The sequence below is a fragment of the Enterobacter sp. PTB genome, assembly GCF_051130085.1.
GTDB classification, from domain to species: Bacteria; Pseudomonadota; Gammaproteobacteria; order Enterobacterales; family Enterobacteriaceae; genus Enterobacter; species Enterobacter ludwigii.
Map to the genome: position 1 here is coordinate 60,561 of NZ_JBDKEE010000011.1, position 19,577 is coordinate 80,137.

Genomic DNA, 19,577 nt, shown 5'->3' on the forward strand with positions numbered 1-19,577 from the left:
AACATGTGACGTTTGCGACTGTGATCGGCATAGCAGTGCCTGAGTAAAGGCGTCGTCGCTCTGCGAGGTGCTTTCCAGATTCTAAAATTAGACTTTTTGTATTAATGAAACTTGCGGATAATACTTATCCGGAAGACGACCAACAGGCTCCATGGGCCAGGGACAAAGGATGACACCGTTTCGCTTAGCCGCGATTTCTCTCGCGCTGCTTACCACATTTTCGCTTGTCGGCTGTGATAACAGCGACGATAACTCTCAGGCTGCGGCTCCCGCAGCATCCACAGCAACGACACCGAAAGCACCGGAAAAGCCGGACGCTGAAAAGCTGGCAACGCTGGCCGCACAGAGTCAGGGCAAAGCGCTCACCCTGCTGGATACTTCAGAGGTGCAGCTTGATGGCGCGGCCACGCTGGTCCTGACCTTCTCTGTTCCGCTTAATCCCGATCAGGATTTCGCCAAAACAGTGCATGTGGTGGATAAAAAAAGCGGCAAGGTTGACGGGGCGTGGGAACTCGCACCTAACCTGAAAGAGCTACGCCTGCGCCATCTGGAACCCAACCGCAATCTGGTTGTCACCGTTGAACGTGATCTGCAGGCGCTGAACAAAGCGACATTTGGTATCGATTACGAAAAAGCCCTGACTACCCGGGATGTTGAACCGACGGTCGGTTTTGCCAGCCGTGGTTCACTGCTGCCGGGCAAGGTGGTGGAAGGTCTGCCGGTAATGGCGCTCAACGTCAACAATGTTGACGTGAATTTCTACCGCGTGAAGCCTGAATCCCTGGCCTCCTTTGTCAGCCAGTGGGAGTACCGTAACTCCCTGACCAACTGGGAGTCCGATAATCTGCTCAAAATGGCGGACCTGGTGTATACCGGCCGGTTTGACCTCAATCCGGCACGCAACACCCGTGAAAAACTGCTGTTGCCGCTGCGGGATATTAAGCCGCTCCAGCAGTCAGGCGTGTACATCGCGGTCATGAATCAGGCCGGGCACTATAACTACAGCAATGCCGCGACGCTCTTTACCTTAAGTGATATTGGGTTGTCCGCTCACCGTTATCATAACCGTCTGGATATTTTCACCCAGAGCCTGGAAGATGGCGCGGCGCAATCCGGCGTTACCGTCACCCTGTTGAATGATAAAGGGCAGACGCTTGCCGAAGCGAACAGCGATGCTGACGGCCACGCAAAACTTGAGACTGACAAAGAAGCCGCGCTGATTCTGGCCAGTAAAGACGGGCAGACCACGCTGCTTGACCTCAAGCTTCCGGCCCTCGATCTGGCGGAGTTTGATATCGCAGGTAGCCCTGGCTACAGCAAGCAATTCTTTATGTTTGGCCCGCGCGATCTCTATCGCCCTGGCGAAACGGTGATCCTCAATGGTTTGCTGCGCGACAGCGACGGTAAACCGCTTCCTGCCCAGCCGGTTAAACTCGACGTAATGCGCCCGGACGGACAGGTGGCGCGTACGGTTGTCATCCAGCCTGAGAACGGCCTCTATCGCTTCAATTATTCCCTGGACGGCGGGGCGCAGACAGGTATGTGGCATATCCGCGCCAATACCGGCGATAACCAACAGCGCCTGTGGGATTTCCACGTTGAAGATTTTATGCCGGAGCGTATGGCGCTTAATCTGACGGGACAAAAAGCGCCGGTTTCCACCGAGGATAACGTCGACTTTAACATTGCGGGTTATTACCTGTATGGCGCACCTGCCAACGGAAATTCCCTGCAAGGCCAGCTTTTCCTGCGACCGCTGCGCGAAGCCGTCGCTGCACTGCCGGGCTTCCAGTTCGGTGATATCGCCGAAGAGAACCTGAGCCGCAGCCTGGATGAAGTTCAGCTAACCCTTGATGAACAGGGGCGCGGACAGGTCTCGACCGAAAGCCAGTGGAAAGAGGCGCATTCACCGCTGCAACTGATCCTGCAGGCCAGCCTTCTGGAATCGGGCGGTCGCCCGGTGACGCGCCGTGCTGAGCAGGCCATCTGGCCGGCGGCCGAGCTGCCGGGTATCCGTCCTCAGTTTGCCAGTAAGGCCGTTTATGACTATCGCACTGACACTACCGTCAACCAGCCGATCGTGGATGAAAACGGCAATGCCAGCTTTGATATCGTCTATGCCGATGCCAGCGGGGCAAAAAAGGCGGTTTCCGGGTTACAGGTTCGCCTGATCCGTGAGCGCCGTGACTACTACTGGAACTGGTCAGAGAGCGATGGCTGGCAGTCACAGTTTGATCAGAAAGACCTGGTGGAGGGCGAGCAGGCGCTGACCCTTAAGGCCGATGAAACCGGTAAAGTGACCTTCCCGGTGGAGTGGGGCTCGTACCGTCTGGAGGTCAAAGCGCCGGACGACATGGTCAGCAGCGTGCGCTTCTGGGCCGGCTACAGCTGGCAGGATAATAGCGACGGCACCGGAGCCGCTCGCCCTGACCGTGTGACCATGAAACTGGACAAGCCTTCCTATCAGCCGGGAGATACCATCCAGCTGCATATCGCTGCTCCGGCGGCGGGTAAAGGCTATGCGATGATCGAGTCCAGCGAAGGGCCGCTGTGGTGGAAAGAGATCGACGTACCGGCCAACGGGCTCGATCTCTCAATCCCGGTGGATAAGGCCTGGAAACGTCACGATCTCTATCTCAGCACGCTGGTGGTACGCCCTGGCGATAAATCCAAATCAGCGACGCCGAAACGTGCCGTCGGGTTACTGCATCTGCCGATGGGCGATGAGAATCGCCGCCTGAATGTCGCGCTGGAAAATCCGCAGAAAATGCGGCCAAACCAGACGCTGTCCGTGAAGGTGAAGGCCAGCGTCAAAGAAGGCGTCGTTCCGCAGAAAGTGAATGTGCTGATCTCGGCAGTGGACAGCGGCGTGTTGAACATCACCGATTACGTTACCCCGGATCCGTGGGAAGCGTTCTTCGGTCAGAAGCGCTACGGCGCGGATATCTACGATATTTACGGTCAGGTCATTGAAGGGCAGGGCCGCATGGCTGCGCTGCGCTTTGGTGGTGACGGCGATGAGCTTAAGCGCGGCGGTAAACCACCGGTGAACCACGTGACTATCATTGCCCAGCAGGCGCAGCCGGTCGAGCTCGATGCTAACGGTGAAGGGACCGTGACGCTGCCCATTGGAGACTTCAACGGCGAGCTGCGTCTGATGGCGCAGGCCTGGACGGAAGATGATTTCGGCAGCAGCGAAGGTAAAGTGATTGTCGCCGCCCCAATCATTACCGAACTGAACACGCCGCGCTTCCTGGCAAGTGGCGATACCTCACGCCTGACGCTGGATGTGACCAACCTGACGGACCAGCCGCAAACGCTGAACGTTGCTTTTACCGCTACCGGCAAGCTGTCGCTTGAGGGCGCACAGCCGCAGCCCGTGAAGTTACCGCCGGGCGCGCGCAGCACCCTGTTTATCCCGGTACGTGCGCTGGATGGCTACGGTGATGGTGAAGTGACCGCTCAGGTGACCGGCCTGCAGCTGCCGGGCGAGACTTTCGCTGCACAACAGAAGAGCTGGAAAATCGGCGTTCGTCCGGCATTCCCGGCGCAGACCGTTAACACCGGTGCCATGCTGAATCCTGGTGAGTCGTGGAGTGCACCGGCGCAGCACCTTAATGGCTTCTCTCCTGCCACGCTACAGGGACAATTGCTGCTGAGCGGGAAACCGCCTCTGAATCTGGCGCGCTATATTCGTGAGCTGCAGGCATACCCGTATGGCTGTCTGGAGCAAACCACCAGTGGTCTGTTCCCGTCGCTCTACACCAACGCGGCGCAGTTGACCGCGCTTGGCATCAAAGGGGATACGGATGACAAGCGCCGTGCGGCCATTGATATCGGGATCTCCCGTCTGCTGCAGATGCAGCGTGATGACGGAGGTTTCGCGCTTTGGGATAAAAACGGTCCGGAGGAGTACTGGCTCACCGCCTATGTCACTGACTTCCTGGTTCGTGCAGGCGAGCAGGGCTACAGCGTGCCTGCTGAGGCGGTTAACAACGCCAACAGCCGCTTGCTGCGTTACCTGCAGGACCCGGGTATGATGTCCATCCGCTACAGCGATGATACCCAGGCCAGTAAATTTGCGGTGCAGGCCTATGCCGCGCTGGTGCTGGCTCGCCAGCAAAAGGCCCCGCTTGGTGCGTTGCGTGAAATCTGGGAACGTCACGGACAGGCCGCTTCCGGGCTGCCGCTGATGCAGCTGGGGATGGCGCTAAAATTGATGGGCGACGCACCGCGCAGCCAGCAGGCACTGGGTCTGGCCATCAAAACGCCGCGTAACGACAGCAAAAACTGGATGGCCGATTATGGCAGTGCGCTTCGTGATAATGCGCTGATGCTCTCTCTGCTTGAGGAGTACAAGCTTCTGCCGGATGCGCAAAATACGCTGTTGAACGCCTTGTCGGAACAAGCTTTCAGCCAGCGCTGGCTCTCGACCCAGGAGAGTAACGCCCTGTTCCTGGCCGGACGCTCGCTGCAAACTTTATCCGGCGCATGGCAGGCGCAAACGTCTCTGGCGGATACTGCATCAGGCGGTGATAAAGCCCTGGTACAGAACGTGAACGGCGACCAGCTTGGCGCGCTGCAGGTGACAAATACCGGTAGCACACCGCTGTGGGTACGCCTTGATAGCACCGGTTATCCGGCATCTGCACCTCAGCCATCGTCTAACGTGCTGCAGATTGAGCGCCATATTCTGGCAACCGACGGCAGCACAAAGTCGCTCACGTCACTGAAGAGCGGCGAGCTGGTGCTGGTATGGCTTGAAGTGAAGGCCAGCCAGAACGTGCCGGATGCGCTGGTTGTCGATCTCCTCCCGGCGGGACTGGAACTGGAAAACCAGAACCTGGCGAGCAGCAGCGCCAGCCTGCAGGACAGCGGCAGCGAAGTGCAGAACCTGCTCAGTCAGATGCAGCAGGCGGATATTCAGCATATGGAATTCCGCGACGATCGCTTTGTGGCGGCGGTGCCGGTTAACGAAGGGCAGCCGGTCACGCTGGTTTATCTGGCGCGCGCCGTGACGCCGGGAACCTATGAGGTGCCGGTCCCGATGGTGGAGTCCATGTATGTTCCGCAGTGGCGGGCAACAGGTGCGGCCAGTGGCCCGCTGATTGTTGTACCGTAATATGCGGCTTGTACGTCTGATACGCTCCCGCTGGCTGTGGCTGGCGGGAGCGCTTCTCGTTTTATGGGGGCTGATCCTGGCCGCTGATCGACTGTGGCCGTTGCCTCTGAAAGAGGTCAACCCCGCACGGGTGGTGGTGGACGAAAAAGGCACACCGCTCTGGCGTTTTGCCGACAGCGAAGGGATCTGGCGCTATCCGGTCACTCTCGAAGAGGTTTCTCCCCGCTATCTTGAAGCCTTGATCCAGTATGAAGATCGCTGGTTCTGGGACCATCCAGGCGTGAATCCGTTCTCTGTGCTGCGCGCCGCCTGGCAGGATCTTACCTCCGGGAGGGTTGTCTCAGGCGGCAGCACGCTCACTATGCAGGTGGCGCGCCTGCTGGATCCGCATCCGCGCACTTTTGGTGGCAAAATTCGTCAGCTCTGGCGAGCCATGCAGCTTGAGTGGCACCTCTCTAAGCGCGACATCCTCACGCTTTATCTTAACCGCGCCCCATTTGGCGGTACGCTGCAGGGGATTGGTGCGGCAAGCTGGACCTATCTCGGCAAACCACCTTCGCAGCTCAGCTATTCCGAAGCGGCGCTGCTCGCCGTATTGCCGCAGGCGCCAAGCCGGTTGCGTCCTGACCGCTGGCCGGAACGTGCAGAAGCGGCACGCAACAAAGTGCTCGACCGGATGGTGACGCAGGGCGTCTGGCCGGCAAGCCAGGTTAAGGAGTCTCGTGAAGAAGCGGTATGGCTGGCGCCCCGGCAAATGCCGCAGCTGGCACCGCTCTTTTCGCGCATGATGCTCAGTAAAAGTCGCGATACTAAAATTGTGACTACCTTAGATGCGTCCCTGCAGCGGCAGCTTGAAGAACTGGCGATGAACTGGAAATCCCGCCTGCCGGCACGCAGTTCGCTGGCAATGATCGTCGTCGATCACACGGATATGAAAGTGCGTGGCTGGGTGGGATCGGTCGACATTAACGATGACACCCGGTTTAGCCATGTGGATATGGTGAATGCGATCCGATCGCCGGGATCGGTGCTCAAGCCCTTTATCTACGGTATGGCGCTGGACGACGGTTTGATCCACCCGGCATCGCTGCTCCAGGATGTTCCAAGAAAAACGGGGGATTATCGCCCGGGTAATTTCGACAGTGGATTCCATGGGCCGGTGAGTATGAGTGAAGCGCTGGTACGTTCCCTTAATCTGCCCGCCGTGCAGGTGCTCGAGGCATACGGACCAAAACGTTTTGCTGCGATGTTGAGTAATGCAGGTTTGCCGCTGATTTTACCTGCTGGCGCACAGCCGAATTTATCGCTGATCCTGGGCGGGGCAGGGGCGCGGCTGGCCGATATCACCGCGGCCTATAGCGCGTTCGCCCGACACGGTAAAGCGGGCCGGCTGCGCTTACAGCCAGGCGATCCCCTGTCAGAGCGGCCGTTGTTATCCCAGGGGGCGGCGTGGATCATTCGCCGTATTCTGGCCAATGAGGCGCAGCCGCTGCCGGATAATGCGCTGCCGCAGGTGGTACCTCTGGCATGGAAAACGGGAACCAGCTATGGCTACCGTGACGCATGGGCGGTAGGGCTGAATGCCCGTTACGTTATTGGGATCTGGACCGGACGACCGGACGGCACGCCTGTGGCGGGTCAGTTTGGGTTTGCGAGCGCGGTACCTCTGCTTAACCAGGTGAATAATGTTCTGCAGTCTGGTTCAACGCTCGATCAGGCGCGTCTGCCACGCGACCCGCGTCCTGACGCTGTGGGACGCGGCGTCATCTGTTGGCCGGGCGGCCAGTCGCTGCCGGAAGGGAGCGAAAATTGCCGTCGTCGCCTGGCGACCTGGCTGCTGGACGGTAGCGAGCCGCCGACGTTGCTCTTACCGGAACAGGAAGGTATTCGCGGGATCCGTTTCCCGGTCTGGCTGGATAAAGAGGGCAAACGCGTGGCGGCAGACTGCCCGGATGCGACCGAGAAGGACCTGGATGTCTGGCCGCTGCCGCTGGAACCCTGGCTGCCTGCAGCCGAGCGGCGCTCAGCACGGATCCCTTCGCCATCGGCTACCTGTCCGCCCTTGTCGCAGGACTCACCTGCACCGCTGATGTTGACTGGCGTGCGTGAAGGCGCGGTTATCAAGCGTCTGCCGGGGGAATCCCGCGTCTCGTTACCGCTACAGGCCACCGGCAATAGCGGTGAACGCTGGTGGTTTTTGAATGGCGAACCGCTGGCAGTGAAGAGCCGGTTTTACACCTTGCAGCTTGATAAATCAGGCGATTATCAGGTGCTGGTGATGGATGAAGCGGGGCAGGTGGCGACGGTGAATTTCACGCTGCAGTAGCGTTAAACGTCTGTTCTGCTGTGAGCTGTTGCTAATCTTCGTCTCATTTTAAAAAAATGTTACCTGAATCCATAGGCAATGGCGCTATTGCTCATTATAATCCGCGCCACACCATACTCAGGTATGAAAAACAACAGAACATTTACAGAGGTTATCATGGCTATTGAACGTACTTTTTCCATCATCAAACCAAACGCGGTGGCAAAAAACGTTATTGGCAGCATCTTTGCTCGCTTTGAATCAGCAGGGTTCAAAATCGTTGGCACCAAAATGCTGCACCTGACCGTTGAGCAGGCTCGCGGTTTCTACGCTGAGCACGAAGGTCGTCCATTCTTCGACGGTCTGGTTGAGTTCATGACTTCTGGCCCGATCGTTGTATCCGTACTGGAAGGCGAAAACGCAGTACAGCGTCACCGTGACCTGCTGGGTGCGACCAACCCGGATAACGCACTGGCTGGTACCCTGCGCGCTGACTATGCAGACAGCTTCACCGAGAACGGCACCCACGGTTCCGATTCTGTTGAATCTGCCGCTCGTGAAATCGCGTTCTTCTTCGCTGAAGGCGAAGTGTGTCCACGTACCCGTTAATTTAACGGTTTCGTTTACACATTATTTTCGTAAATGCCGCGTGCAGACGTGGCATCCCTGCGCCAGACTTTGTACAATGCAACGCCCCGGACGAGCAGACTGCTTTCCGGGGCGTTTCTTTTCAACCCTCCATGGGCCATAACGTGTAACAACGAGGCCGGAAAAAATTATGTCTGAATTAGTGAATACCTCCGAAGTCGCCATTCCTGCGGTTCCAAATAAAAATGGAAAAATTAACCTGCTGGATCTGAACCGTCAGCAGATGCGCGAGTTCTTTAAAGAGATGGGCGAGAAGCCGTTTCGTGCCGATCAGGTCATGAAATGGATGTACCACTATTGCAGCGACAACTTTGATGACATGACTGACATCAACAAAGTGCTGCGCAATAAGCTCAAAGAAGTGGCTGAAATCCGTGCACCAGAAGTGGTGGAGGAGCAGCGCTCTGCCGATGGCACCATCAAATGGGCGATTGCCGTTGGCGATCAGCGCGTTGAAACCGTCTACATCCCGGAAGAAGACCGCGCCACGCTGTGCGTCTCCTCTCAGGTGGGCTGTGCGCTGGAGTGCAAGTTCTGCTCAACCGCTCAGCAGGGATTCAACCGTAACCTGCGCGTGTCTGAAATTATCGGCCAGGTGTGGCGTGCGGCGAAAATCGTCGGTGCGGCGAAAGTGACCGGGACCCGTCCAATCACCAACGTAGTGATGATGGGCATGGGCGAGCCACTGCTGAACCTGACCAACGTCGTTCCGGCGATGGAAATCATGCTGGATGACTTCGGCTTCGGTCTGTCCAAGCGTCGCGTAACGCTGTCGACGTCAGGCGTAGTGCCTGCACTGGACAAGCTGGGCGACATGATTGACGTTGCGCTGGCGATCTCCCTGCATGCACCGAACGACGAAATCCGTGACGAAATTGTACCCATCAACAAAAAGTACAATATCGAAACTTTCCTCGCCGCCGTGCGTCGCTACCTGGAGAAATCCAACGCGAACCAGGGCCGCGTGACGATCGAGTATGTCATGCTCGATCACGTAAACGACGGTACCGAGCATGCGCATCAGCTGGCTGAACTGTTGAAAGATACGCCGTGCAAAATCAACCTGATTCCATGGAACCCGTTCCCGGGCGCGCCTTATGGCCGTAGCTCGAACAGCCGTATCGACCGTTTCTCCAAGGTGCTGATGGAGTATGGTTTCACCACTATCGTGCGTAAAACCCGTGGTGATGATATCGATGCTGCATGCGGACAGCTGGCAGGTGATGTGATTGACCGTACCAAACGTACCCTGCGTAAACGCATGCAGGGCGAGACGATTGCGGTCAAAGCTGTTTGATTCTTATGCACTCACGGCGCATTATTTGCGCCGTGAAGCATAATCTTACTGAATAATCAGTCAGATTCGTGATGACTGATCAATAATTACGGTGCGTTTCATCCGACTTTCGGGCAGTATGTAACGACGTAACAACAGTTTATCCTGACGGGCAGGGCTGTGCTGTCATCTCCGGGCTGACAGTCTTATACTGTCTGTTCAAGGTTAACTGATCAGAACTTTCGCGGTGCGGGTGGCATTGTGACTTACCGGCACCTGAACCCTTTTTTTTCACGTACCAGTAGTTGTAGCGAATGAATACTGAAGCCACTCACGACCAACATGAAGCACTCTCCACTGGCGTTCGTCTTCGCAACGCCCGTGAACAACTCGGACTCAGCCAGCAAGCCGTTGCAGAACGCTTATGTCTGAAGGTTTCCACGGTTCGCGATATTGAAGAAGATAAGGCTCCGGCCGATCTGGCTTCAACATTTCTGCGTGGTTACATCCGCTCTTATGCAAAACTGGTGCATATCCCTGAAGAAGAATTACTGCCAATGATGGAGAAGCAGGCACCGGTCCGCGCAGCAAAAGTTGCGCCGATGCAGACCTTCTCCCTGGGAAAACGTCGTAAAAAACGTGATGGCTGGCTGATGAGCTTTACCTGGCTGGTGCTGTTTGTGGTGATCGGCCTGACGGGCGCATGGTGGTGGCAAAACCACAAGGCGCAGCAGGAAGAGATCACCACCATGGCCGATCAATCCTCCGCCGAGCTCAATCAGTCCGGAAATGACAACGCTCAGAGCGTGCCGCTGAATACCGAAGGTGCTGCCACCTCCAGCGAGCCGCAGACTGCCGCGACCGATGCGCCTGCAACCGATGCCGGGCAGGCACCCGCCGCAACGGCTAATACCCCTGCGCCTCAGGCTCAGGATCCAAACGCGGTGGTTGCCCCTTCTCAGGCAAACGTGGATACCGCGACCAACGCGCCAGCGGCCACTCAGCCTGCGGACAACGGTGCTGCGTCACTGCCAACCAACCCGGCCGGAACGGCTGCGCCGGCGGCGGACCCAAATGCGCTGGTGATGAACTTCTCTGCTGACTGCTGGCTGGAAGTGACCGATGCAACAGGTAAAAAACTGTTCAGCGGTCTGCAGCGTAAAGATGGCACGTTAAACCTAACCGGCCAGGCACCGTATAAACTTAAAATCGGCGCTCCGGCAGCAGTACAGATCCAGTATCAAGGAAAACCTGTCGACCTGAGCCGCTTTATCAGAACTAACCAGGTTGCGCGTCTTACCGTTAATGCCGAACAATCAGCAGCACAGTAACAGACGGGCAACGCGGGAGATTTTTCATGCATAACCAGGCTCCGATTCAACGTAGAAAATCGAAACGGATTTACGTTGGTAATGTGCCAATCGGCGATGGGGCTCCTATCGCCGTCCAGTCGATGACCAACACGCGCACCACAGACGTGGAAGCGACGGTCAATCAGATCAAAGCGTTAGAGCGTGTAGGCGCGGACATTGTTCGCGTCTCCGTGCCGACAATGGATGCCGCTGAGGCGTTCAAACTGATCAAACAGCAGGTCAGCGTTCCGCTGGTTGCTGATATCCACTTCGATTACCGCATTGCGCTGAAAGTTGCTGAATATGGCGTCGACTGCCTGCGTATTAACCCGGGCAACATCGGTAACGAAGAGCGTATCCGCATGGTGGTGGATTGCGCCCGCGATAAAAATATTCCTATCCGTATCGGCGTCAACGCCGGTTCCCTGGAAAAAGATCTGCAGGAAAAATACGGTGAGCCAACGCCGCAGGCGCTGCTTGAATCCGCGATGCGTCACGTTGATCATCTTGATCGTCTGAACTTCGATCAGTTCAAAGTCAGCGTAAAAGCCTCAGATGTGTTCCTGGCAGTAGAGTCTTATCGCCTGCTGGCAAAACAGATCGATCAGCCTTTGCACCTCGGGATTACGGAAGCCGGTGGCCTTCGTAGCGGTTCCGTTAAATCGGCGATCGGTCTGGGACTGCTGCTCTCAGAAGGGATCGGTGACACCCTGCGCGTTTCGCTGGCGGCCGATCCGGTAGAAGAGATCAAAGTCGGTTTCGATATCCTCAAATCACTGCGTATCCGCGCACGTGGGATCAACTTCATTGCCTGCCCAACCTGTTCACGTCAGGAGTTTGACGTGATTGGCACGGTGAATGCGCTTGAGCAACGTCTGGAAGATATCATCACCCCGATGGACGTCTCCATCATCGGGTGCGTGGTGAACGGTCCGGGTGAAGCCCTGGTGTCAACGCTCGGCGTCACCGGCGGTAACAAGAAAAGTGGTCTCTATGAAGATGGCGTGCGTAAAGATCGTCTGGATAATAGTGATATGATCGACCAGCTTGAAGCCCGCATCCGTGCCAAAGCAACAATGATGGATGAAGCGCAGCGCATCAGCATTCAGCAGGTTGAAAAATAACGTGATGGGAAGCGTGGCGCTTCCCATGTATGATTGAACCCATTCTTTGGGTTCTTTTTTGTATATAGAAAGAGAATAAACGTGGCAAAAAACATTCAAGCCATCCGCGGCATGAACGATTATCTGCCTGGCGAAACCGCCATCTGGCAGCGCATTGAAGGCACACTCAAACAGGTGCTCGGCAGCTACGGTTACAGCGAAATCCGTTTGCCGATTGTAGAGCAGACCCCGTTATTCAAACGCGCGATCGGCGAAGTGACCGACGTGGTTGAAAAAGAGATGTACACCTTTGAGGACCGCAACGGCGACAGCCTGACACTGCGTCCGGAAGGTACGGCGGGCTGCGTACGCGCCGGCATCGAACATGGTCTCCTGTACAATCAGGAGCAGCGCCTGTGGTATATCGGCCCGATGTTCCGCCACGAACGTCCACAGAAAGGTCGTTATCGCCAGTTCAACCAGCTGGGTGTGGAAGTCTTTGGCCTGCAGGGCCCGGACATTGACGCCGAACTGATTATGTTGACTGCCCGCTGGTGGCGTGCGCTCGGCATTGCTGAGCATGTCTCACTGGAACTGAACTCCATCGGTTCTCTGGAAGCACGCGCGAACTACCGTGACGCACTGGTTGCGTTCCTGGAGCAGCACAAAGAGAAGCTGGACGAAGACTGCAAACGTCGTATGTACAGCAACCCACTGCGCGTGCTTGATTCCAAAAACCCTGACGTACAGGCGCTGTTGAACGATGCACCTGCATTGGGCGACTACCTGGACGAAGCGTCACGTGAGCACTTTGCGGGTCTGTGCAAACTGCTGGAAGCCGCGGGCATTGCTTATACCGTGAACCAGCGTCTGGTGCGCGGTCTGGACTACTACAACCGCACCGTGTTCGAGTGGGTGACATCCAGCCTCGGTTCCCAGGGCACCGTGTGTGCCGGCGGTCGTTATGACGGTCTGGTTGAGCAGCTTGGTGGTCGTCCAGCCCCTGGCGTTGGCTTCGCCATGGGTCTTGAGCGACTTGTTTTGCTGGTTCAGGCAGTTAATCCGGAATTTAAAGCAGATTCCGTTGTCGATATATACCTGGTAGCCTCAGGCGCGGAAACGCAGCCTGCGGCAATGCAGCTTGCGGAACGTGTGCGTGATGCACTGCCGGACGTGAAGCTGATGACCAACCATGGCGGCGGCAACTTCAAAAAACAGTTTGCTCGTGCCGATAAATGGGGCGCAAGTATTGCACTGGTGCTGGGCGAGTCCGAAGTGGCTAACGGCGAAGTGGTTGTGAAAGACCTGCGCTCTGGTGAGCAGACAACGGTAACGCAGGACGGCGTTGCGGCGCACTTGCGCACTCTATTGGGCTAAGGAGAAGGACTGCGTGGAAATTTACGAGAACGAACACGATCAGGTCGACGCGATTAAACGCTTCTTTGTCGAAAACGGCAAGGCGCTGGTTGTTGGGGTTATTTTAGGTGTCGGTGCGCTGGTAGGCTGGCGTTACTGGAACAGTCATCAGGCGGACTCCGCGCGTGACGCGTCGCTGTCGTATGAAAATACCGTTAGCGCAATCCGTGCCGATCAGCCGCAAACGCTGACGGCGGCAGAGAAATTTGCCGCTGACAACAAAAACACCTACGGTGCGCTGGCCGCACTGGAAGTGGCGCAGCAGTACGTTGATAAGAACGAACTGGATAAAGCCGCTAGCCTGCTGTCACAAGGGCTAACCGCCGCCAGTGATGAAAATCTGAAAGCGGTAATCAATCTGCGCCTGGCTCGTATTCAGGTTCAGCAGAAAAAAGCTGACGATGCGCTGAAAACGCTCGATACCATCAAAGGCGAAGGTTTTGCTGCCATTGTTGCCGATCTGCGCGGTGAAGCACTGCTGAGCAAAGGTGACAAAGCGGGCGCGCGTAAAGCGTGGCAAGCTGGCGTAGAGAGCAAAGCTTCACCTGCGCTGAGCGAAATGATGCAGATGAAAATAAATAATTTGTCCGTCTGAGAGGGACCCGATGCAATTGCGTAAATTACTTCTGCCAGGACTGCTTTCTGTTACGTTATTGAGTGGCTGTTCACTGTTCAGTGGCGAAGAAGACGTTGTGAAAATGTCCCCACTGCCGACTGTTGAAAACCAGTTTACCCCGTCCACCGCGTGGAGCACCTCCGTGGGCGATGGTATTGGTGATTTTTATTCCAACCTGCACCCGGCTTTTGCCGACAGCGTTATCTATGCGGCTGACCGCAAAGGTACCGTGAAGGCGGTTAATGCCGATGACGGGAAAGAAGTGTGGTCGGTTAACCTGGCGGAAAAAGACGGCTGGTTCTCTCGTAAACCGGCACTGCTTTCTGGCGGTCTGACCGTTGCCGGTGGGCATGTGTACGTGGGTAGCGAAAAAGCCCAGGTCTATGCTCTCAACACCAGCGATGGTTCTGTTGCATGGCAAACCTCCGTGGCCGGTGAGTCTCTGTCTCGTCCGGTCGTGAGCGACGGCATGGTACTGATCCACACCAGCAACGGCCAGCTGCAGGCGCTGAACGAAGCCGATGGTCTGGTGAAATGGACCGTGAACCTGGATATGCCTTCCTTGTCCCTGCGCGGTGAATCTGCGCCGGCTACCGCCTTTGGTGCTGCCATTGTTGGCGGTGACAACGGTCGTGTAAGCGCGGTACTGATGCAGCAAGGCCAGATGATCTGGCAGCAGCGTATTTCCCAGGCGACAGGCTCAACGGAAATCGATCGTCTGAGCGATGTCGACACGACCCCGGTTATCGTAGACGGTGTGGTTTACGCACTGGCCTATAACGGTAACCTGACCGCGCTGGATCTGCGCAGCGGCCAGGTCATGTGGAAACGTGAACTGGGCTCGGTAAATGATTTCGTGGTTGATGGCAACCGTATCTATATGGTCGATCAGAACGACCGTCTGCTGGCGCTCAGCACCGAAGGTGGTGTTACGCTGTGGACGCAAAGCGATCTGCTGCACCGTCTGCTGACCGCACCAGCACTGTATAACGGTAGCCTGGTGGTGGGTGATAGCGAAGGGTATATGCACTGGATTGACCCGGACAACGGTCGTTTTGTTGCTCAGCAAAAAGTCGACAGCTCAGGTTTCCTGACGGAACCGGTCGTGGCTGACGGCAAACTGCTGATTCAGGCAAAAGACGGCACGCTGTACGCGATCACGCGTTAATTACCCAGCGGTTGTAGTATACTAAACGGCTCCTGTTCACTCAGGAGCCGTTTTGACATTTTTAAAAACGCCGCAAATGCGACGTTTATTTGAATTTTATGAGGCTTCAAACATGGTACCTGTGGTCGCGCTTGTCGGGCGCCCTAACGTTGGAAAATCCACTCTTTTTAACCGTTTAACACGCACCCGTGATGCGCTGGTTGCGGATTTCCCGGGGCTGACGCGTGACCGTAAGTACGGTCGTGCAGAAGTAGAAGGACGCGAGTTCATCTGTATTGATACCGGTGGTATTGACGGGACAGAAGATGGTGTTGAAACCCGTATGGCGGAACAGTCGCTGCTGGCGATTGAAGAAGCTGACGTGGTTCTGTTTATGGTGGACGCTCGCGCAGGCCTGATGCCGGCGGACTCCGCTATTGCGAAACATCTGCGCTCGCGTGAAAAACCCACTTTCCTGGTGGCGAACAAAACTGACGGTATTGATGCAGACCAGGCGGTTGCGGATTTCTGGTCCTTAGGTCTGGGCGAAATCTACCCGATCGCGGCATCTCATGGCCGTGGCGTGACCAGCCTGCTGGAAACCGTTCTGCTGCCTTGGGTTGATGAAGTTAACCCGCCGGAAGAGATCGATGAAGATGCCGAATATTGGGCGCAGTTCGAAGACGGCGAAGCGGGCGAGGAAGAGCCTGAAGACGACTTCAACCCGCAGGATCTGCCGATCAAACTGGCTATCGTGGGCCGTCCAAACGTAGGTAAGTCTACACTTACTAACCGTATCCTCGGCGAAGAGCGTGTGGTCGTTTACGACATGCCGGGCACCACCCGCGACAGTATTTATATCCCGATGCAGCGCGATGAGCGTGAGTATGTACTCATTGATACCGCAGGTGTACGTAAGCGCGGGAAAATCACCGATGTGGTGGAAAAATTCTCCGTTATCAAAACCCTGCAGGCGATTGAAGATGCCAACGTGGTCATGCTGGTCATCGATGCGCGCGAAGGTATCTCCGATCAGGACCTTTCTCTGCTCGGCTTCATTCTGAATAGTGGGCGCTCACTCGTTATCGTGGTCAACAAATGGGATGGCCTGAGTAATGAGGTGAGAGAGCAGGTGAAAGAGACGCTCGACTTCCGTCTGGGCTTTATCGACTTTGCTCGCGTGCACTTTATCTCTGCGTTACACGGCAGCGGTGTAGGTAATCTGTTTGAGTCCGTGCGTGAAGCGTACGACAGCTCCACCCGTCGTCAGAGCACCGCCATGCTGACCCGTATCATGAACATGGCAGCAGAAGACCATCAGCCGCCGCTGGTGCGTGGTCGTCGCGTGAAGCTGAAATATGCTCACGCCGGTGGTTATAACCCACCAATCGTGGTGATTCACGGCAACCAGGTTAAAGACCTGCCGGATTCCTACAAGCGCTATCTGATGAACTACTTCCGTAAATCACTGGACGTAATGGGCACGCCAATCCGCATCCAGTTCAAGGAAGGGGAGAACCCATTCGCCAACAAGCGCAATACCCTGACGCCAAACCAGATGCGTAAGCGTAAGCGTTTGATTAAGCACATTAAGAAAAGCAAATAAGCGTTGCCGTTCTTTCTGAAGCCCGCGTTGATCGCGGGCTTTTTTTCGCCCACTCATACCGTCAGTCCACTCTGTGTGATGTCAATCACTATTCACTTTTAACCAAGTTTAAATCTAAGAAAGTAGACAATCATCGAATTTTCATCTTAAAGTCCAGGGTCCGGTACTAGACAAAACTAGCGACTGGTTATCAAATGGTTAACTAACTTTTCGCCGCATGTAAAAAATCGGTCAGATACGTAACTGGCCGGCGTACATGCTGGTGTTTACAAGCACGACACATACCTTCCTGGGAGAATTATGCAATCCTCTGTTAATCAAAAAGAAAGCCGAACGTTCTTCGGCCACCCTTATCCGCTCGGTTCGCTGTTCTTTACCGAGATGTGGGAACGTTTCTCGTTTTACGGCATTCGCCCATTATTGATCCTGTTTATGGCCGCCACCGTGTATGACGGCGGGATGGGGCTGGCACGTGAAAACGCGTCGGCAATTGTGGGCATCTTTGCCGGCACCATGTACCTGGCCGCACTGCCGGGTGGCTGGCTGGCGGATAACTGGCTCGGCCAGCAGAAAGCCGTCTGGTACGGATCCATCCTGATTGCGCTCGGCCACCTGTCGATTGCGCTTTCGGCCATCATGGGCGATAACCTGTTCTTTATCGGCCTGATGTTCATCGTGCTCGGTTCTGGTCTGTTTAAGACCTGTATCTCGGTCATGGTGGGGACGCTGTACAAAAAAGGCGATGCGCGTCGTGACGGTGGTTTCTCGCTGTTCTACATGGGCATCAACATGGGCTCGTTTATCGCGCCGTTGATTTCCGGCTGGCTGATTAAATCTCACGGCTGGCACTGGGGCTTCGGCATTGGTGGCATCGGGATGCTGGTTGCCCTGATCATCTTCCGCGTGTTTGCCGTTCCGGCAATGAAACGCTATGACAGCGAAGTGGGGCTGGACTCGACCTGGAACAGCCCGGTGGTGAAAAGAAACGGCGTGGGCGCATGGTTGCTGGCGCTGGCTGTGGGTGTGGCGGTTATCGTTACGCTGATCGCGCAGGGTGTGATTGTGATTAACCCGGTTGCGGTAGCCAGCGTGCTGGTTTACGTGATTGCGGCGTCCGTTGCCCTCTACTTTATCTACCTGTTCCTTTTTGCGGGCCTGAATCGTAAAGAGCGTGCCAGACTTCTGGTCTGTTTTATTCTGCTGGTCTCCGCTGCGTTCTTCTGGTCCGCCTTCGAGCAGAAGCCAACGTCATTCAACCTCTTTGCCAACGACTACACTAACCGCATGATCGGTGACTTCGAAATCCCGGCGGTATGGTTCCAGTCGATTAACGCCCTGTTCATCATCCTGCTGGCACCGGTATTCAGCTGGGCCTGGCCGAAACTTGCCAGCATGAACATTCGTCCGAGCAGTATCACCAAGTTTGTTATTGGTATTTTGTGTGCCGCCGCAGGCTTTGGTCTGATGATGCTGGCTGCGCAGAACGTACTGAATAACGGTGGCGCGGGCGTGTCGCCATTCTGGCTGGTGGGCAGCATTTTGATGCTGACGCTGGGGGAACTGTGCCTGAGCCCGATTGGTCTGGCGACCATGACGCTGCTGGCACCGGAAAGAATGCGTGGGCAGATGATGGGCCTGTGGTTCTGCGCAAGTGCGCTGGGCAACCTGGCGGCAGGTCTGATTGGCGGTCACGTGAAGGCCGACCAGCTGGATATGCTGCCGGATCTCTTCGCACGTTGCTCCATCGCGCTGCTGATTTGTGCCGCGGTGCTGATCGTCCTCATTGTTCCGGTACGGCGCATGCTGGAAAATGCGCAGACTAAACCGGCCGCTAACGCCTGATAACGCCTCGCTCGTCAATACCGGGGCAGGCGTTTGCCCCGGTAATTTACTCGACGAGGTAGAAGATGCTGTTAGGGTTTGTTGGGCTTGGCGCGGTGGTGGAAACCGCTTATTTACCTGCATTACACAATCTGTATGGCGATTCACTGCACTGCCTGGGTTTCGATGTTCAGCCTGGCAGGCACCCTGAAGGCGTAACGCGCTGCGCCTCTCTCACCGAACTTCTCTCGCATCCTCTTGATACCCTGTTTATTACCACGGCTTCTCTGCAGCATCTTGAGGTGCTGGAGCACGCCCTGGTGTCTCCTGTGGCGCGGATCGTGGTTGAAAAACCCATCGTCGCCACGCTCTCGCAGCTCGAAAAACTGAACAGACTGCTGGCGTTGCCCGGTGCGGCGTCCCGTGTGCTCGCACTTGACCACTGGATGGCGCGCCTCGCAACGGTTCAGCTTGGGCTGATCGGGACTTTTGCTGATATCGCCAGAATTGACGGTTTTTTGCAGGAACCGAGCGGGTTTAACGCAAAAGGAGAACCTGTCGCGCTTAACTTCGCCACGGGTGAAGTGGACACCCGCACGCTTCGCCATCCTGACGGCGTTATCCTGGACATCGGCACGCATGTGCTGGCGATGCTGCGTGAAACGGTGCGTTATCTGGGGGGCGGGGATGATATGACGCTGCAGGTGGTGGCCGCTACTGACCGGCTTGGGCGTGAGATCAAACAGGGCGATCTCACCACGGCAGAGGGCAGCGCTCATCTTCGCGGGCAGCTTAGTGGCATTCCGGTGGAGATTTGGCTCAACAAATATGCGGGACCGTCAGGCGGGCAAAAAGGGTTACAGCTGTATCTGCATGACGGGCGCGTCATAAGCCACGATCGTCACGGAGCGGAAGATGTGCTCGTGCTGACGGACGGCGATCGGGTTCAGCGCTGGCATATTCCAGGCACGATTTATACGCACTGCCTGGCAGAGCGCATTCTGGGGCAGAAAAGTCTGTTCGAATGTGACCCGGAAGAAGTGAGCCGGACGACACGCCGTCGAATGGCGGAAGTAGAACTGTTGCTGACCTTACAGCAACAGCTGCGTGGCCCGCACTGAGTGCTGCGTGTTAATATCAACGTATTACAGAATGCCCAGCAAAG

12 protein-coding genes are annotated in these 19,577 nt (G+C 56.2%); all 12 read left to right on the forward strand.

Annotated elements, in window-relative coordinates; translation table 11 throughout:
* Positions 1-169: 169 nt before the first annotated feature.
* On the forward strand, positions 170-5,122 hold the full coding sequence (locus AAIR21_RS15015) for an alpha-2-macroglobulin family protein (RefSeq protein ID WP_183516106.1): 4,953 nt from the start codon (positions 170-172) through the stop codon (positions 5,120-5,122).
* 1 nt (position 5,123) lies between these two features.
* Entirely contained in the window at positions 5,124-7,448 is a 2,325-nt protein-coding gene (pbpC, locus tag AAIR21_RS15020; RefSeq protein WP_183516107.1) for a peptidoglycan glycosyltransferase PbpC, read from the forward strand.
* Positions 7,449-7,604: 156 nt separating this feature from the next.
* Positions 7,605-8,036, forward strand: coding sequence for a nucleoside-diphosphate kinase (gene ndk, locus AAIR21_RS15025; protein ID WP_003860625.1), 432 nt, complete (start codon positions 7,605-7,607; stop codon positions 8,034-8,036).
* A gap of 169 nt (positions 8,037-8,205) precedes the next feature.
* Positions 8,206-9,372, forward strand: coding sequence for a bifunctional tRNA (adenosine(37)-C2)-methyltransferase TrmG/ribosomal RNA large subunit methyltransferase RlmN (locus AAIR21_RS15030; RefSeq protein ID WP_014171168.1), 1,167 nt, complete (start codon positions 8,206-8,208; stop codon positions 9,370-9,372).
* A gap of 293 nt (positions 9,373-9,665) precedes the next feature.
* Positions 9,666-10,682: a cytoskeleton protein RodZ gene (rodZ, locus tag AAIR21_RS15035; protein ID WP_014171167.1), complete on the forward strand. Its 1,017-nt coding sequence runs from the start codon at positions 9,666-9,668 to the stop codon at positions 10,680-10,682.
* A 26-nt stretch (positions 10,683-10,708) separates the two neighbouring features.
* Positions 10,709-11,827 (forward strand): flavodoxin-dependent (E)-4-hydroxy-3-methylbut-2-enyl-diphosphate synthase, encoded by a 1,119-nt coding sequence (gene ispG, locus AAIR21_RS15040; protein WP_014171166.1) that lies wholly within the window; start codon positions 10,709-10,711, stop codon positions 11,825-11,827.
* An 81-nt stretch (positions 11,828-11,908) separates the two neighbouring features.
* Positions 11,909-13,183, forward strand: a complete 1,275-nt coding sequence (gene hisS, locus AAIR21_RS15045; RefSeq protein ID WP_020883031.1) for a histidine--tRNA ligase — start codon at positions 11,909-11,911, stop codon at positions 13,181-13,183.
* Between the two features lie 13 nt (positions 13,184-13,196).
* Complete coding sequence (locus AAIR21_RS15050; protein WP_020883032.1) at positions 13,197-13,817, forward strand: YfgM family protein; 621 nt, start codon at positions 13,197-13,199, stop codon at positions 13,815-13,817.
* Between the two features lie 10 nt (positions 13,818-13,827).
* Positions 13,828-15,006 carry an outer membrane protein assembly factor BamB gene (bamB, locus tag AAIR21_RS15055; protein WP_014171163.1) on the forward strand — a complete coding sequence of 393 codons (1,179 nt, stop codon included), beginning with the start codon at positions 13,828-13,830 and terminating at the stop codon, positions 15,004-15,006.
* A 112-nt stretch (positions 15,007-15,118) separates the two neighbouring features.
* Positions 15,119-16,591 carry a ribosome biogenesis GTPase Der gene (der, locus tag AAIR21_RS15060; RefSeq protein ID WP_020883033.1) on the forward strand — a complete coding sequence of 491 codons (1,473 nt, stop codon included), beginning with the start codon at positions 15,119-15,121 and terminating at the stop codon, positions 16,589-16,591.
* Between the two features lie 300 nt (positions 16,592-16,891).
* Positions 16,892-18,433 carry a peptide MFS transporter gene (locus AAIR21_RS15065; RefSeq protein WP_025203468.1) on the forward strand — a complete coding sequence of 514 codons (1,542 nt, stop codon included), beginning with the start codon at positions 16,892-16,894 and terminating at the stop codon, positions 18,431-18,433.
* A 65-nt stretch (positions 18,434-18,498) separates the two neighbouring features.
* The gene (locus tag AAIR21_RS15070) at positions 18,499-19,533 is read left to right on the forward strand and encodes an oxidoreductase (protein WP_183516108.1); all 1,035 of its coding nucleotides are present in this window, start codon (positions 18,499-18,501) and stop codon (positions 19,531-19,533) included.
* The last annotated feature ends 44 nt before the right edge of the window (positions 19,534-19,577 follow it).